General features: G+C 73.8%; 11 protein-coding genes. 6 read left to right on the top strand and 5 right to left on the bottom strand.

All coding sequences use genetic code 11. From position 1 onward, the window contains the following. Positions 1-87: 87 nt before the first annotated feature. The 4 genes from GFD30_RS26565 to lanKC form a co-directional block, all read right to left on the bottom strand. Positions 88-2,139: an ATP-binding cassette domain-containing protein gene (locus GFD30_RS26565; RefSeq protein ID WP_227995698.1), complete on the bottom strand. Its 2,052-nt coding sequence runs from the start codon at positions 2,137-2,139 to the stop codon at positions 88-90. Then, positions 2,136-3,812 carry an ABC transporter ATP-binding protein gene (locus GFD30_RS00965; RefSeq protein ID WP_322632801.1) on the bottom strand — a complete coding sequence of 559 codons (1,677 nt, stop codon included), beginning with the start codon at positions 3,810-3,812 and terminating at the stop codon, positions 2,136-2,138. The genes GFD30_RS26565 and GFD30_RS00965 overlap by 4 nt, the downstream gene beginning before the upstream one ends. Before the next feature lie 807 nt (positions 3,813-4,619). Then, positions 4,620-4,766, bottom strand: a complete 147-nt coding sequence (locus GFD30_RS00960) for a SapB/AmfS family lanthipeptide (RefSeq protein ID WP_153023340.1) — start codon at positions 4,764-4,766, stop codon at positions 4,620-4,622. 20 nt (positions 4,767-4,786) lie between these two features. Next, entirely contained in the window at positions 4,787-7,372 is a 2,586-nt protein-coding gene (lanKC, locus tag GFD30_RS00955) for a class III lanthionine synthetase LanKC (RefSeq protein WP_153023339.1), read from the bottom strand. A gap of 204 nt (positions 7,373-7,576) precedes the next feature. On the opposite strand from lanKC, the gene GFD30_RS00950 reads away from it, so the two are divergent. The 4 genes from GFD30_RS00950 to GFD30_RS00935 all read left to right on the top strand — a co-directional run bounded on the left by GFD30_RS00950 (position 7,577) and on the right by GFD30_RS00935 (position 12,426). Further along, positions 7,577-9,238, top strand: a complete 1,662-nt coding sequence (locus GFD30_RS00950) for a DUF2264 domain-containing protein (protein ID WP_194201804.1) — start codon at positions 7,577-7,579, stop codon at positions 9,236-9,238. A gap of 116 nt (positions 9,239-9,354) precedes the next feature. Continuing rightward, a complete protein-coding gene (locus GFD30_RS00945; RefSeq protein ID WP_153023337.1) occupies positions 9,355-10,287 on the top strand; it encodes a sigma-70 family RNA polymerase sigma factor in 933 nt (310 codons plus the stop codon). A gap of 115 nt (positions 10,288-10,402) precedes the next feature. Continuing rightward, positions 10,403-10,759 carry a DoxX family protein gene (locus tag GFD30_RS00940; protein ID WP_153023336.1) on the top strand — a complete coding sequence of 119 codons (357 nt, stop codon included), beginning with the start codon at positions 10,403-10,405 and terminating at the stop codon, positions 10,757-10,759. Between the two features lie 119 nt (positions 10,760-10,878). Continuing rightward, a complete protein-coding gene (locus GFD30_RS00935) occupies positions 10,879-12,426 on the top strand; it encodes a hypothetical protein (protein WP_153023335.1) in 1,548 nt (515 codons plus the stop codon). Between the two features lie 178 nt (positions 12,427-12,604). Here the strand turns inward: GFD30_RS00935 and GFD30_RS00930 are convergent, their stop codons facing one another. Continuing rightward, a complete protein-coding gene (locus GFD30_RS00930) occupies positions 12,605-13,342 on the bottom strand; it encodes a TetR/AcrR family transcriptional regulator C-terminal domain-containing protein (protein WP_322632800.1) in 738 nt (245 codons plus the stop codon). A gap of 87 nt (positions 13,343-13,429) precedes the next feature. Between GFD30_RS00930 and GFD30_RS00925 the strand changes: the two genes are divergently transcribed. Then, positions 13,430-14,104 carry an SRPBCC family protein gene (locus GFD30_RS00925; RefSeq protein ID WP_194201803.1) on the top strand — a complete coding sequence of 225 codons (675 nt, stop codon included), beginning with the start codon at positions 13,430-13,432 and terminating at the stop codon, positions 14,102-14,104. A 432-nt stretch (positions 14,105-14,536) separates the two neighbouring features. After that, positions 14,537-15,871: a jacalin-like lectin gene (locus GFD30_RS00920; RefSeq protein ID WP_153023333.1), complete on the top strand. Its 1,335-nt coding sequence runs from the start codon at positions 14,537-14,539 to the stop codon at positions 15,869-15,871.

The following is a 15,871-nucleotide window of genomic DNA, read 5'->3' as shown; positions in this document are numbered from 1 at the left end:
CAAACGCGCTCGCTCTCCCGGCGTTGACCGCCCCGCCTCGACCATGGCCGATCCCGGGAGTCCGCACTGCCGGCCGCCCCGGTTCTGCTACGAGGTCGCCGCCGGCGTCCCGGATCCTTGGGCGACGAGTTCACGGAACAGCGGCGAGATGCCTTGGAGCAGTTCGCGGTCGCCTTGGACGGCGGTGCCGCCGTCGAGGACCAGGACCCGCTCGGCGCGCAGGGCGGACGACGGACGGTGCGCGATCACCACGAGCGTGCCGCGTTCGGCGAACGCCCGCTCGGCCCGCTCCTCGGCGGCCGGGTCGAGATGGCAGGTGGCCTCGTCGAGGATCGCGAGCGGCGCGGGCGACAGGTACGCCCGCGCGAGGGCGAGGAGCTGGCGTTCGCCGTTGGAGAGGCTGCGCGGTTCCACCGCGGCGCCGAGACCGCCGAGCCGGTCGACGAGCCCGTCGGCGCCGACCGCCGCCGCCGCGGCGGTGATCGCCTCGTCAGCGGCGGTCGGATCGAGGTAGGCGAGATTCGCGCGGACGGTCCCGGTGAAGACGTACCCGCCCTGCGGCAGCAGTACGCGACGGCGGGCGAGCGCGCGCGGCGACAGCCGCGCGGCGTCGGCACCGGCGTAGGCGACCGTGCCGCGGTCGGGGCGGATGAGTCCACACAGGAGTGCCGCGAGTGTCGACTTGCCGATGCCGCTGGGCCCGACGACCGCCAGGTGATCGCCGGCCTGGATCGCGAGCTCGAGATCCTCGACGGCCGGCGCGGAGTGCGGGCCGTACGCGAAGGTCAGGCCGTGCGCCGCGAGGACCGGGGCCGGTGCGCTCCGGGGGCCGACTGGGCGCCCGGCGGCCGAAGCGGACGTCGAGCGATCGGAATCCGCCAGCCCGCTGCCTTCAACTCGGGTGCCCGGGGGGCTTCCCGTTGCCATCATGCTGGAGAGGTCCGACACCTTGGGTCGCAGCCGAAGATGGCCATTGCTCGGTTTCGGTGCCGTCTCCGCTTCGGGAGTGACCTGCCGGCCTGGCTGCTCGGCCGGACCGGCGGCCTGGGAGGCGTGGATGCGAGCAGGCGTCGGATTGTCTGGCGCCCCCGTTTCGATAGTGCCCTGGGGGTCCGACGGTGCGGTCGGGTCGGGGGTGCGAGGCCGGTCAAGGTGAGTGGTGTTCTGGTTCGGTGTCGCCCCCGGTTCGATGGTGCTCTCGGGGTGCGACAAGGCCGGGAGGATGCGCGTCAGGGCGATGTAGAGGCGCAGACCGCTGGTGCCGAGGCCGGAGATCAGGGAGGCGAGGGCCGGTTGGAGCCCGGTGAGGACGTAAAGGAGGGCGCCGGTGAGGGCCCCGGCGGTGACGCCCCGGTCGAGCAGCCACGTGGCGGCGGCCAGGAGGATGAGCAGCGGAAGCCAGCCGCCGACGGCGAAGCAGAGCGTGCGGAGGGCGGCGGCCGCCGCGAGGGCCCGTTCCGCCTTCGCCAGGGCCGCGATCGGCTCGGCCGCCAGCGCTTCACCCTGGGATTCGCCGCCGCAGGCGGCCAGGTCCCGGGCGGCCGCGGCCACCTGGCCGGCGCGGTCGGTCAAGTCCGCGTCGGCGTCCGCGGCGTCCCGCTGGCGGCCGGCAGCGAAACCGAGCGTCGCCGCGAACGCGAACAGCCCCAGGAAGAACGGCGGCAGGACCAGGAGCGCGAGCCGCGGGTCGAGCGCCAGCAGCCCGGCGCCGACGCCCACCGTCGTGACCAGGCAGCCGCGCACCGAGACCACGATGCCGGCATACGCGTCGCGTGCGATCTCGACCTGCCGGGTCAGCAGCGACAGCGCCCCGATCTCGGGCCGCCCCGCGACCGCCCGATGCAGCGAGCGGTGGACCACCCGGCGCACCAGGCGGTCGCGGAACGGCTCGACCACCGCACCGAGCACTGCATACACGCGCCCCGCCCCCAGGGCGCCCACGATCGCGGCGACCAGGACCCCGCCCAGCCAGGCCGCGCCCGTCCAGGGCCGCCCCGCCAGGAACCCCTCGTCGACCGCGCGGGCGAGCATGAGGCCGAACAGGGCCGTCGGCAGGACCTCCAGCGCCGACCAGGCCAGCAGGGCCGCGACTGCGCGGGGTCGCAATCCCGATGCGGCGTAGCGGATCTCGCGCTTCATCGGGCGAACACCGCCCGGTAGTCCGGGTCGGTCCACAGCGCCTCGTGCCGTCCGACCGCGCGGACCGATCCCTCGTGCAGCCAGACCACGAGGTCGGCGCGGGCGGCCAGTGCCGCGTCATAGGTCACTGCGAGCCGGGTGCGGCCGGTCGACGCGAGCGCGTCCTCGATGCGGCGGGCGCTGAGGACGTCCAGGCTGGAGGTCGCGTCGTCGAGGACCAGCAGCCGTTCGGCGTGCCAGGCGCGGGCGAGGCCGATCCGCTGGGCTTCGCCGCCCGACATGGGAACCTCGGGCAGTGGTGTGTCATATGTTGCGGGAAGGCGGGCCGCGAAATCGTGGGCGCCCACCGCGGTCGCGGCCGCGGTGACCGCGGCCCGGGGCCGGCCCGGGCCCATGGCGTCGGCGAGGGTCGCGCCGGCGAGGGCGGGGCGGGCGGTGGCGAGGCCCGCGGCGGTGCGGAGTGCGGTGCGGCTCAATGCAGGGAGCGGGCGGCCGTCGAGCGTGACCGTGCCGCTGTCGGGGTCGCGGAGGCGGACGGCGGTCTCGGCGAGGGTCGACTTCCCCGAGCCCGCGGTGCCGACCACGGCCGCGAGTGCGCCGCCGGGGATGCGGAAGGTGACGTCGCGGAGGATCGGGCCGGTGTCGCCGCGGACGGTCACGGAGGTGAACTCGAGCCCGCCCGGACCGGCGGGGAGGTCGTCGGTGCCGTATGACATGGCACTGAGGTCGTGGACGTCGGCGAGGCGCGCGACCGCCGCGCGGGCCCGGGCGACGGCGGCGACGACACCGGTGAGGGAGCCGAGGCCGGCGCCCATCATCGCGTACTGGCCGGCCGCGAGGAGCTCGCCGGCGGTGAGGCTGCCGCCGCTGACGAGGAACCCGGCGACGGCGAGGACGCCGATCGTCGCGAGTGGACCGGCGATCGCGGCCCGTGCCCCGGCGGCCGACAGGGCCTTCCAGGTCGCGAGGCCGTGCCTGGCGAGATCGGGGAGGCCGGCGAGGACGCGTCGGGTCTCCGCGCCGGTTGTCCCGGCGGCGGCGATCGTGCGGCTGCCCTCGATCGCCTCGGTGAGGCGGGCGGCCATCTCGCCTTGGGCCGCTTGGTACTGCTGCGCTGCGGCCGCGGTCTGGCGGGCGAAGAGCCGCAGGACGAGGGCGACGAGGGCGAGCCCGGCCGCGAATGCGGCGGCGAGCCGCCAGTCGAGCCAGACCAGGACTGCCAGGCTTCCCAGCGGAGGCAGTGCCGCGGCGATCGCGCCGACGGTGCTCGGTCCGGCATGGCCCGCGTCGGCCGCGCCCGCGGACATGCGCGCGACGAGGTCGCCCGGTTCGAACCGCGCGATGCGGTGTGGTGCGGCGAGCATCCGCCGGACCAGTCCGGTGCGCAGGCGCGCCGAGGCGCCGGCGGCGCAGGAGGTCTCCGCTGCGGCTTCGGCGAGATCGCAGGCGACGCCGAGCAGGACGAGCCCCGCGGCTGCGGCGACCGGCCCGGTCGCGTCGCGCCCGGCGGCGACGGTGTCCACAGCGGCCGCCAGCGCCAGCGGCAGCGCGAGCATGCCGAGTGACCCGAGCAGCGCGGCGGCCCCGATCAGCGGCAGCCACGCCCGCGACTGCCGCACCACGGCCCCGAAGGTTAGCGGCACCTCGGTCGTAGCATCGGTTTCAGCGGTCACGGGCGACTCCTTTCCTAGGCCGTAGTCCCGGAGGCCGGTGGCCGGCCGGGACCCGTATCGGTGAGTGGAGGCCGGCCACGGTGGTGGCGTTCCATAGCCGTGAGCGCCGGCGGGCGGTCCACCGCGGCGCGACCGCACAGCAGGGGGCCAGTCATGTGCGGCTCCGATCGCCGGCCGCAGCCCCCGGCAACGGAGGACGGTGGCCGATGGGCGATCGCGCCGACCAGTCTGCGTCGACCGGGGAAGCGGACCTCCATAGCCGTGAACACGAATGAGTCGACAAGGGCGGTGCGGTCGCGTAGCCGGGTGCTGGTCAAGTGCGGCCCCGTTCGCCGACCGCCGCACCGGATGCCGGCAGTCGTGCCGGTCAGGGAGGGTCGTCCTTGGAAGCGGCGTTCCAACGTCGTGGACACCGGTGACCCGTCGAAGGCGGTGCGGTCGCGCAGCCGGGTGCTGGTCGTGTGCGGCTCCGTTCGCCGGCCGCAGCCGCGGGTGCGGGTGGCCGACCGGTCCGGCGCCGGGAGCCGGCACGGACCTGAATGCGCAGCGGCCCTTCGGGCGCGGCAGGTTCGGCGATCACGGGCGGCTCCTTGCGGTGAGCGGGGCCGGGGAGGGCCGTGCACGGCCGTCCGGGACCTGCCTCGGTGGTTCGACCTCGTCCGATGCCTCCGCCCTCCTGGCCCGCGATCGAGCTCCGCGTTCGGTCGCGGGCGTCGGTGTGCGTTCCCGGCGGCCGCGTCGGCCGGTCCCGTGCGGGGCCGCGGCCCCGGACTTCGGTGACCGAGTCCGGGGCCGCGGCGGGTGGTTCTAGTGGCAGAGCAGGACCGAGAGGCCGCTCGTGCCCCCGCACAGCGTGGCGCTCAGGTTGCTGGGGCAGGAGTGCCCGCTCGCGCTGGACCCGCCGCCCTTCGTGGCGACCTCGTTCTCCATGCCTTGCAGATCGAGAAGAGCCATGTCTTCTTCCTTTCATCGGTTCATCGGGAGATGATTTCGCTGACCCGCGCCGGCGGCGCGGGCGTCTGTGGGGCGAGGGCGTCGTCGACCAGCGGCAGTCCGGGCCCGCCGTGGACGGCGCCGAGGGCGAGCAGGACGCCCGCACCGCCGGTGGCCAGGTCCATCGACAGCCGCAGCAGCCCGGTGCCGGGGAACGCCATCCCGTCGCCGTACGGCAGTGCATGCCAAGCGAGCGCCTCGACCTGCCTGCGCACCAAGGGTTCCGAAGCGGAAGTCTGGGTGCGTGCGGCCAGGTAGAGGAGGATCCCGGCCCGGCCGGTGAATAGGCCGGGCAGGATGTACATGGGGGAGGACGCGGTGACCGCGATGCCCTCCGCGGCCGCCGCGAAGTCGGCGACCGGGCGGCGGGACGCGAAGGCGTCCAGCACGAGACCGATGCCGACGCTGCCGGCGTCGAGGTACGGCATGGTGCGCCAGCCCTCGTCGACCTCGCGGGAGCCGTTGTCGCGCACGACGGTCCGGCGGAGGTCGGCACGCAGCGCCGCCTCGGCGGCGTCGAGGTAGCCGGCGTCGCCGGTCGCGTCGGCGGCGCGCATGAACAGGACCGCGCGGCCCGCGCCGCCGCGCATCAGGCCCGCCCACGGTTCGCGGCCGCCGCTGGTCGACGCGGTGCCGGTCTCCGCGCCGAGCCGGTCCGCGACGATGCCGGCGCAGCGCAGCCCCGCCGCCGTCAGGTCCGGTTCGCCGTGCGCCGCACCGAGGTGCAGGAGGCCGAGGCCGATGCCGGCGATGCCGCCGGACAGGTCGCCGCCGAGGGTCTCCCAGTCTTCGCGCAGGACGATGTCGGCGATGTCGAGCGCGTCCTGCGCGTACCCGAAGCGGCCCAGAGTGAACGCGGCCCCCAGGAGCCCGTCGTAGAGGCCGAGGCGCGAGCCCGTGGCGGGGGCGGTCGCGCGGTCGCGCAGCCACGCCTCGTACTGCTCGAACCGGCCCGCGCCGGCCGCGTCCAGGGCGTACAGGACGCCGGCGGCGCCGAAGGACAGGCCGAGGGCGCCGGACTCGAACTGCTCGACGTCGCCGGGGAACAGCCGGTCGTCCCGGTCGGGGGTGGCGGCGGCGGTGATCGCGGCCGCGATGGCGTCGCGCACGCCCGGCCACGCGCCGGGATCGGCGTCGATGCGGGGCGGCTCGTACGCGAACGCGGCCGGGGCGATGCGCTCGAGCGCGTCGTCGAACCAGTCGGCCGGGACCGGGAAGTGCCCGGTGATGATCTCGGCGAAGTGCCGGGCCTTGAGCCGGTGCAGGCCCAGCAGGTTCGTCATCGGCAGGAACAGCGCCAGCTTCATGCAGGCGAGGGAGTACCGGTCCGCCTCGGCGCCGGCCATCGACCGGGGCGCGGCGAAGCCCTGGTTGCCCAGGCCCGCTTTGCGTTCGGAGCCGATCGGCCCGGCCACCTCGAAGTCGAGCAGGCACGGGCTCCCGTCGGGCCGGACCATGACGTTGAACAGGTGCAGGTCCCCGTAGGCGATCCCGCGGCCGTGGACGGCCGCGACGATCGCGGCCAGCCGGTCGTACACGCCCCGGGCCCAGTCGGCGAACCGCGCGTAGTCCTCGGCCGTCGCGGCCGGATCGACCAGGGGGTAGCGGGTGACGACCGCTTTGCTGAGGACCTCGCCCTCGATGTACTCCATCGCCATGAACCGGTGCTCCCCGAGCCAGAACAGCTCGTACACCTCGGGGATCCCCGGCACTCCGGCCAGGAGCGAGAGGATCTCGTGCTCGCGTTCGACGCGCTGCACCGCGTCCTCGCCCCACGCGTCGAGCCCGGCGTGCGGGCGGCCCTCCTTGAGGACCACCTGCCTGCCGTCCTCGTGCCGGGCCAGGTAGATGCCGCCGCCGTTGGAGAAGTGCAGGACCCGCTCGATCGTGTAAGGGATGTCGGTGACCGTGACCGCGTTGCGCGCCTTCAGGTGCGGTTCGAGGAACCCCGGCAGCTCGACCCACTCCGGGACCCGGAACACCGGGTCGCGCCGGTCGGCGACCAGATTCCCCTCGCCGTCCTCCAGGGCCGGCACCACCGCGCCGGTCGCGTCCGTGGTGAACCGGTTGGCGAACGCCCCGTACCGCACATGCAGCGGCCCCGAGCCCCAGCGCAGGTCGCTGAGGATGTACGGGCCCGGCACGCCGTCGAGTTCGGCCCCCAGCTCGGTCAGGATCCGCTCGCACTCGGCGTCGTCGCCCGGGTAGACCGTGACGAGCTTCCCCGAGAACCCCCGCGGCGCGTACTTCGACACCCGCGCCCGGAACGCCCCCGGCGAGCGCAGGAACTTGAACTGGATCCCGCGCGGCACGCAGTAGTCCCACACCGCCTCCAGGACCCGTTCGGCCGCGTCCAGCGTCGCCGAGGCGTGGATCTTCCAGCCCTGCAGCGGCAGCGGCGCCTCGTCGCGGCGCACGGTCAGCCAGTCGTCCTTCGCCGAGCACCGCCACCCCTCCGGCAGCGGCCGCGCCGCCACCGCGTACGAAGCGCCGGCCGTCGCCTCCGAGTGCATCGCGTCGTAGAACGACGGGTCCGCCATGCAGAACGCCTCGTACCGATCTCCCATGCGTGCCCTCCCGGTCCAGCGCGACTTGCGACTGCCACTCATCGTCCTGGGAACGCTCCGACGAATCCACCCCGGTTTGACACGATTCGACCTGTGAATAACCCACGGGTCCGATACCGCCGCATACCCCGCCGGGGTTGCGGGAGCCGACCCGCGTTGATAGCGTCTGCCAGCGTGACTTCTCCGCAGCGTTTGTTCGGACCGTTGGACCAGAGCCATGCAGGATGGGGCGCCGCCGCGCTGGCGATCGGCCGGCCAGCGGTCGAACTCGCCGCTCAGGGGCCCGGCGCCATGCCCGTCACCATGTCCAACCACTCCCACCGCGAGAACTGGTTCGAGCTCCTCACCCGCCCGCTGTGGGGGCTGGCCGCCGCCAAGGACCACGTCCCCGACGCCGTCTGGGAACCGCTCGCCGCCGCCCTCGCCCGCGCCCTCGACCCCGAGGACGACTGGTACGTCGGCGACATGAACGCCACCAGCCAGCGCTGCGTCGAGGCCGCCTCCGTCGGCTGGGGCCTGGCCCAGGCACCCGAGAAGCTCTGGGAGCCCTTGGAGGCCAAGGCGAAGGACAACGTCGCCGCCTGGCTGTCCGCCGCGTACACGACCGAGGTCGCCGACACCAACTGGCACTACTTCCCGGTGTTCGCCGGCCACGGCCTGGCCCGCATCGGCGTCAAGCACGACAGCGCCGTCGCGACCGCGCACCTGGAGCGCATGGGGGAGATGCTCCTGGGCGACTCGGTGTTCGAGGACGGCTTCGGCGGCCGCGTCGACTACTACAACCCGTTCGCGTTCCACACGTACGCGCTGCTGCACTACCGCCTCTCCGGGGACGACCGGTTCGTGCCCAGCGCGACCGCGTTCGCCCGCCGGTTCGGGTCCTGGTTCGCCGCCGACGGCGCCGCCGTCCCCTATGGACGGAGCCTGGGGTACCGGTTCGCGCAGGGCTGCCTGTGGGGCGCGCTGGCCGCCGCGAACGTCGAGGCCGTGCCGTGGGGCGAGGCCGCCGGATACGCGCGGCGCCACCTCGACTGGTGGTGGCGCCGGCCGATGCTCGACCCCGAGGGGCGCCTGACCGTGGGCTACTCCTACCCCAACGACGCGGTCGTCGAGCAGTACCTGACCGCCGGCTCGCCCTGGTGGGCCTCCAAGGTCTTCATCGGGCTGCTCGCCGGCCCCGAGCATCCCTTCTGGACCGCCGAGGCCGTCGCGCCCGCGCCGGTGGTGGAGCCGCACAAGGCCGCCCGTGCCGTCCACGTGCGCGACCGCGCCGGCCACGTCACCCGCCTCAACGGCCAGGCGTGGCACCCGTGGGCCCGGGGCGGCCAAGCGGCGTACGCGAAGTTCGCCTACTCCACGCTGGCGGGGTTCTCGCACGCCACCCCCGGACCGGGCCTGGAGGCCGCCGTCCCCGACGGGGCCCTGCTCCTGTCCGAGGACGGCCGGCACTGGCGCGGCCGCGAGGACTCCGACGAGGGCTCGATCGACGAGAACGGCGTGCTGACGGTCAACTGGCAGCCGTGGGAGGACGTGTCGATCACGACCTCGCTCGAGGCGGCCGTGGACGGCTGGCACGCGCGCGTCCACGTCATCGAGACCGGCCGGCTCCTCTACACCGGCGAAGGCGGCTGGTGCGTGCCCAAGTCCGGGCACGTCGCCCAGGTCGGCGAGGCGAAGGCCCTCGTCACCAGCCAGGGACTGCGCTCGGAGATCATCGACAGCGGGACCGGCCGCGAAGCCGACCTGATCGAACCGATGCCCGGCACCCACCTGTACTGGCCGGCCACGGTGCTCCCGGTGCTCAGGGGCGTCCTCGAACCGGGGAAGTACGTGCTCAAGTCCCTCATCTACATCGGGACCGAGTAGGCCCCGCACGACCGGGGCCCTGCGGTCTCGGTCACATTACGGGCCCGGTTGTCACGAACCGGGCCCCGCACCGCTCTCAGATCGGCGACACCACCCGCCGATCGAGGAGGCGACGAATGGAACCGGACGCGGACGCAGGCTCGGCCACCGCGGTGTTCACCGACCACCGCGAGCTGCTCTTCGGCATCGTCTACGCGATGCTCGGCACCGTCGCCGACACCGAGGACGTCCTCCAGGAGACCTGGCTGTCCTGGGAGGCCCGCTCGCACGGCGCGCCGATCGCGCATCCCCGCGCCTACCTCGTGCGCGTCGCGATCAACGCCGCCATCGCGCGGCAGGCCGCGGTCAGGCGCCGCCGCGAGACCTACATCGGACCGTGGCTGCCCGAACCGCTCCCGACCGGACCCGGCAGCACCGCCTACGACCGCGCCGCACTCGACGGGTCCGCCGGCGACGGCGCCGAACGGGCCGTCCTGGCCGAGTCGGTGTCGATGGCGCTCATGGTCGTCCTGGAATCCCTCACCCCCGCCGAACGCGCCGTGTTCGTCCTCGCCGACGTCTTCGGCTACGGCCACAACGAGATCGCCGCGATGCTCGACCGCACTCCGGCCTCGGTCCGCCAGACCGCGCACCGCGCCCGGGCGCACGTCCAGTCCCGGCGCCCCAAGCACCGGGTCGACCCGGCGCTGCACCGGCAGGTCACCGAGCGGTTCATGGACGCCGTCGCCGGCGGCGACCTCGCGTCGCTCATCGGACTCATGGCCCCCGAGGTGGTCCTCACCTGCGACGGCGGCGGCCTCGCCCCCGCCGCCGGGCCCCGGCCCCTGCACGGCGCCGAGCGCATCGCCCGCCTCCTGACCGGCCGCACCTACCGCCGCTCCGCAGGGCTCGCGGTCGAGTTCCGGCCCGTCAACGGCTCCCCGTCGGCCCTGATGATCCGCGACGGTCACCTCGTCGGCGTCCTCATGCTCGACCTGTGCCCCGAGGACGGGGCCGTCACCGGCGTCTACGCCGTCACCAACCCCGAGAAGCTCACCCGGCTCCGCTGAAACCGAACGAGACCACGACACCCGTCGGGCGACGGGCGTGCCTCGGCCGTGCCGCCACCACCGCACCGGCCTGTACCGCGTCGCCCATCCGACCGCCACCGCAAAGGAGACGCCAATGTCGACCCTCTACTTCGTCCTCGCCCTCGTCGGCGGCCTCGCCAACCTCGGATCCGGGCTCGGCGCCATGGCCCGCCTCAGAGTCATCCTGCCGCTCATGGACGGCGCGAAGGTGCCGCACTCGATGCTGGTGTTCCCGATCGGCGTCCTCAAGGCCCTCGGCGGGATCGGCCTGCTCGCCGGACTGGCCGGGCTCCCCCTGGTCGGCACCGCCGCCGCGGCCGGCCTGGTCCTGTTCTGGACCTGCGCCGTCTACACCCACGTCCTCGCGGACTTCTGGCCGAAGGAGACCGTCGGGACCTTCTCGTTCCTCGGCCTGGCGATCGCCACACTCGCCCTGGACCTGGCGCTGTAACGATCCGAAGAACACCGCGCCGGACTGCATCCGGTGACGATGCGGATGCGTGTAGTAATCGAACCCGTCATTCCACGGGCGGCCGGGAGACGGCCGCCCGGCCGGAAAGGAATCGAACCATGCGTCACCGCAACCCCTCACGCGCCGGCCGCGCCGTCGCCGCCTCCATTGCCGCGGCTCTGGCCGGCGCCGGTGCCTTCGCACACCCGGCCGCCGCCCAGGCGCCGGTCCCCGTCGACGTCGTCCACCCGAGCTCCCACCGCATCACCGCCGACGGCGAGGAGTGGTACGGCTCGCTCACCATCGCGTTCGGCGACGACTTCACCGAAGGCGCGCACGACGTCACCGCGGACTTCTCGCTCGCCCCCGACACGGGCGTCGTGTACCGGGAGCACCACGACCCCCAGTACGGCGGCTGCAGCCCCGACGCCGCCACCGGCCTCCTCGCCTGCGAGGCCCCCGACGCCGGCCGGACCGTCGACTTCAGCTACCTCTACGCCGCCGAACCCGGCGCCGACCTCGGCGTCCACCCGTACACCGTGACCATCGCCGTCGACGGGGAGACCGTCCTGGTCCTCGACGAGGACATGGAGGTCGTCGCCCCCGACACCGAAGACCCCTACATGCACAGCCATGTCGCCTACGACGGCATCGCGCCCGGCGACGCCGCCGCCGTCCGGCCCGAGTTCCTCCAGGACAAGGCGCTCCCGGACGACACGGCCGCCGTCGTCGTGTCCGCGTTCGCCGCCGACTACCTGCCGCAGGGCCTCGTCGCACCCCAGGACGACTGGGACAACTGCATGGACGACCACGGCGCGCTCGTCTGCGCCGTCACCGACTTCGAGGACGCGCGCGGCACCGCCTTCACCTTCACCGAACCGATCCGCTACGAGGTCGCCGCGACCGCGCCCGGCCCGATCCACCTCTGCGGGTGCAGCTACGCGGTGTTCCCGATCGACGCGGAGTCGCTCGAGTCCTGGTTCGGCGGCGTCACCTGGGACGGCTCCGATGACGTGCTCGGATTCCAGGCCGTGAGCGAGCCCGAGTCCGACTTCGCCGACCCCGAGACCGGCCGGATCGACATCTGGAGCGCCGAGCAGCCCTACGACCTCGCCGTCGACGGCGCGAAGTTCAAGGGCGGCAACGGCGACGAGGTCACCGTCACCATCCCGGTCGAGAACCGCGGCCCGGCCGAGGCACCGACCTTCATGGACGGACCCGGCTCGTACGCGCTCGTCGGCGACCTGCCCGCCGGCGTCGCGTTCGTCGGCATCGAGGCCCCCGAGGACGGCTGGCACTGCGAGGAGGGCGACAGCGACTTCCTCAACGACTCCATGCCCGCGGTCGACGAGGACGAGACCGACTTCGTGTGCCTGTTCTACGGCACCGACCCCGGAACGGTGCACGAGTACCGGCTGACCGTGGAGATCACCGACAAGCGGTCGACCGACAAGGGCTCCGTCCAGGTCGTCACCCTCGGCGACGAGGAGTACCCCGGCGCCCTCGACGCGGACCTGCGGAACAGCACCGCCGACCTGACGATCGGCGGCGGCGGGCCGAAGCTGCCGGTGACCGGGGCCTCCACGGCCTGGTTCATCGCCGCCGCCTCCACCGCGCTGCTCTCGGGCCTGATCCTGGCCCTCGCCGGGCGCCGCCGCACCGGCTGACCGGAACCGAAGCACCGCACCCGGACCCGCAAGCCGCAGCGATCCGGCACCCGGGGCCCGTCCAGTGAACGCGCCAGGCCGCCTCCGGCCCGGCCGGTTCACCGGACAGGCCCCGGGCGGTGTCGCAGAACGGGGCGGTCCCGCGGGCGGTCGAAAGGACTCGGCTGGGCCGGGCCGTCTAGCGGCGGCGTGCGACGAGGTCGCCGATGCCGACCAGGAGCCGCTCGAGGCCGAACTCGAACGACGAGTCGTGGTCGGCGTCCCCCTCGCGCCGGGCCGCCTCGGCCACCCGGTGGGCGGTCGGGAACCGCTCGGGATCGAGCACCAGGTGCAGGAACGGCTCATGCGCCTGCCAGAACCGCTGCTCGGTCCGGCCGTCCCGCTCGTCCGACCGGGCCTGGCTCTGGAACCGCGCCGCGCCGTACACGAAACTCGTCAGCGCCATCACGGCCGCATTCATCTCCGCGGCGCTCAACCCGGTCCCCTCCAAGGCGGCCAGATCGCGGTCGTACTTCGCGGCCACGCCCGGCCCGAACGCCGGCCGCGCGGCCGGCAGCTCCAGCAGCCACGGGTGCCGCAGGTACCGCTCCCGGTCCCGCCGCGCGATCGCCGCGCACCGCTCCCGCCAGTCCCGGCCGCCCTCGGGCGCCTCCGCGCCGTCGGCGAACACCTGGTCGAGCATGAGCGCGTGCAGCTCGCGCTTGCCGGGTACATGGGTGTACAGCGACATCGTGCCCACGCCGAGCCGCTCGGCGACGCTGCGCATGGTCACCGCGCCGATCCCGTCGGCGTCGGCGATCGCCACGGCCGCCTCCACGATCGCCCCGACGGTCAGGCCGCTGCCGCGGCTGGGACGCTCGGCGGTCCGCCACAGCAGCGGCAGCGCAGTGCCGGGGTCAGGCCATCGTGAATCCACGACCTGATTCTAATGCCGCGCGAGTTGCCACACCCGGCCGATTGCCGTATGTTGTACGGTACGATGTACGGGAACGAAAGGAACACCATGGGCACCATCAGAATCCTGCGCTGGAGCGAAGACGGCCGCCGCTCGGTCCTCGCCCTCACTCCCGGCGCGCAGCCGAGCGCCGTCGAAGAACCCGCACCCGACGGGCTGACCCTCCCGGGTGCGGCCGGGATCGCGGTCCTGGAGGACCCGGACGGCTGGCTCGCCGGCGGTGCTCCGCCGCTCGGCCCCGCGCTCTACACCGGACCCGGACTCGACGCCCTCCTCGACGCGGTCGCCGACGGCCTCGTCGACGAACGCGCCCCTACGCAGGCCGCGGGCGAGATCCTCATCGACGCCGAACCGGAGGCGGTGTGGTCCGTCCTCGCCGACGTCGAGCGCTGGCCGACCGTCCGCGCCGACATCCACAGCGTCGAAGCCGACGAAGCCGCCCGACCCGGCGGCGCGTTCACATGGAGCGCCGGACCCAACCGGATCACCTCGATATTCGGTGCCGTCGAACCCGGACGGCTCCTCACCTACGTGAGCACCAGCGCCGGAGCGAACTTCACCCACGTCTACCGCACCGAGCGCACCGACGAGGGCCAGACCAGGCTGTCGTGCAGGGAGACCCTCGCCGGGCCGGTCATCGCCGCACTCATCCCGAGCGCCGCCCTCCAAGCGGGCGTCGACTCCTGGCTCGCCGGCGTCAAGGCGGTCGCAGAAGGGCGGTGACGGGAGCGGGCGGCCGCACGCCGCTGCGCCGCCGGTGAGACCGCCGCCCTGCGCGGCGAGCCGGTCGGCCCGCTCCGGTGGGACGCACGCCTGGGGTTTGCCGGTCGCCGACGACGGCTCGTGCGGGGAGCCGGTGCGCTGCTTCAGGTCCCGGTCGCACGGCTCCGGACCGGGCCCGACCCCCGGTCCGGGCTCCCGAAGTCGAGGGCTCCGAAGCCGTCTTCGACGCATAAAGCCGAGGCGGTCGGGGTGTGCGCGACGACTCCTGAAGGGCCGCAGGAGGTACGGCGGCCGAAGCCCGTGCGTCCGCATTTCACGAAGCGTCGGGACAGCGTTATCTTCGACGTCTTGAGCATTTCGTGTATTTCGGGCAATCTGGTCGTGCTGTCGTATCAGCCGAGCCCCCTCGGCCGCACCCATGACTGGAGACCCATGCGCACCCCGCTCCGCCTGGCCGCGCTCACCGCGCTCGCCGCCGCCGCGCTGCCGTTCACCGCCCCGCCCGCGCCCGCCGCGGCCCAGGAGGCCGCCGTCCAAAGCGGCGACCTCTCCGTCCTGTCCTACAACATCGCGGGCCTGCCGCTCGGCCTCGGCGACGGCGACCCCGAGACGAACACGCCGATCATCGGCTCCCGCCTGGGCGCCTACGACATCGTGCACGTCCAGGAGGACTTCAACTACCACGCCGCGCTGTACGCCGCCGACGACCATCCGCACCGCACCGCCACCAGCGGCGGCGTGCCCTTCGGCTCCGGACTGAACACCCTCTCGGACCACCCGTTCGAGGACTTCGAACGCGTCACCTGGGACGACTGCGCCTCCGGGTCCGGGGACTGCCTGACCCCCAAGGGCTTCACGTTCATGCGCGCCCGGCTCGCCGAGGGCGTCTGGGTCGACCTGTACAACCTGCATACCGACGCCGGCAGCGAGCCCGCCGACATCGCCGCCCGCGAAGCCAACCTCGCGCAGGTCGCCGCGTACATGGCCGAGCACTCCGCAGGGAACGCCGTGATCGTCTACGGCGACACCAACACCCGCTACACCCGCGGCGACGGCATCGCCGCGTTCGCCGCCGGCAGCGGTCTCACCGACGCCTGGGTCGAACTCGTCCGCGGCGGCGACGCCCCGAACGCCGGCGACCCGGCGCTCGTCTGCGACGACGCCACCGTCGACGCGACCTGCGAAGTGGTCGACAAGGTCCTCTACCGCTCCGGCGACCACGTCCGCCTGGACGCCGTGGACTACCGCAACGACCACGCCGCCTTCCGCGACGGCGACGGCGAGAACCTCTCCGACCACTACCCGATCGCGGTCGACTTCTCCTGGACCACCAGCGGCGACTTCACCCTGAGCGACCAGTTCGGCGGCCCGCACGGCGACTTCTTCACCGACGTGGACGACCTCGACGCCCAGGACGACCCCGCCGTCCTGCGGCTGCGCGCCGGCTCCCGCGTCGACCTCATCGGCCTGACCCTCGCCGACGGCACCGTCCTCGACCACGGCGGCAGCGGCGGCACGCTCGCCACGCTGACGCTCGGCGCCGGCGAGTACCCCGTCTCACTGCACCTGTGCCGCGCCGAACGCGACGGGCACACACGGATCTTCTACGCCCGCTTCACCACCAGCACCGGCCGCACTCTCGCCGGAGGCACCGCCACTGGCGACTGCACCACCTACACCGCCCCGGACGGCTGGCAGATCGCCGGCTTCCACGGCCGCGCGGGCGCCGAGGTCGACAAGATCGGCGTCGTCTACACCCGCCGCTGA

It is taken from the genome of Glycomyces albidus (assembly GCF_009451885.1).
Lineage (GTDB): Bacteria > Actinomycetota > Actinomycetes > Mycobacteriales > Micromonosporaceae > Glycomyces > Glycomyces albidus.
Note: the sequence above shows the minus strand (reverse complement) of the source record. Positions and strands in the feature narration are given on the sequence as shown.

Bases quoted from the DNA above. Each gene is read 5' to 3' on its own strand.
- GFD30_RS26565 (WP_227995698.1), bottom strand. From the start codon at position 2,139: ATGAAGCGCGAGATCCGCTACGCCGCATCGGGATTGCGACCCCGCGCA.
- GFD30_RS00960 (WP_153023340.1), bottom strand. From the start codon at position 4,766: ATGGCTCTTCTCGATCTGCAAGGCATGGAGAACGAGGTCGCCACGAAG.
- lanKC (WP_153023339.1), bottom strand. From the start codon at position 7,372: ATGGGAGATCGGTACGAGGCGTTCTGCATGGCGGACCCGTCGTTCTAC.
- GFD30_RS00945 (WP_153023337.1), top strand. From the start codon at position 9,355: ATGGAACCGGACGCGGACGCAGGCTCGGCCACCGCGGTGTTCACCGAC.
- GFD30_RS00940 (WP_153023336.1), top strand. From the start codon at position 10,403: ATGTCGACCCTCTACTTCGTCCTCGCCCTCGTCGGCGGCCTCGCCAAC.
- GFD30_RS00935 (WP_153023335.1), top strand. From the start codon at position 10,879: ATGCGTCACCGCAACCCCTCACGCGCCGGCCGCGCCGTCGCCGCCTCC.
- GFD30_RS00925 (WP_194201803.1), top strand. From the start codon at position 13,430: ATGGGCACCATCAGAATCCTGCGCTGGAGCGAAGACGGCCGCCGCTCG.
- GFD30_RS00920 (WP_153023333.1), top strand. From the start codon at position 14,537: ATGCGCACCCCGCTCCGCCTGGCCGCGCTCACCGCGCTCGCCGCCGCC.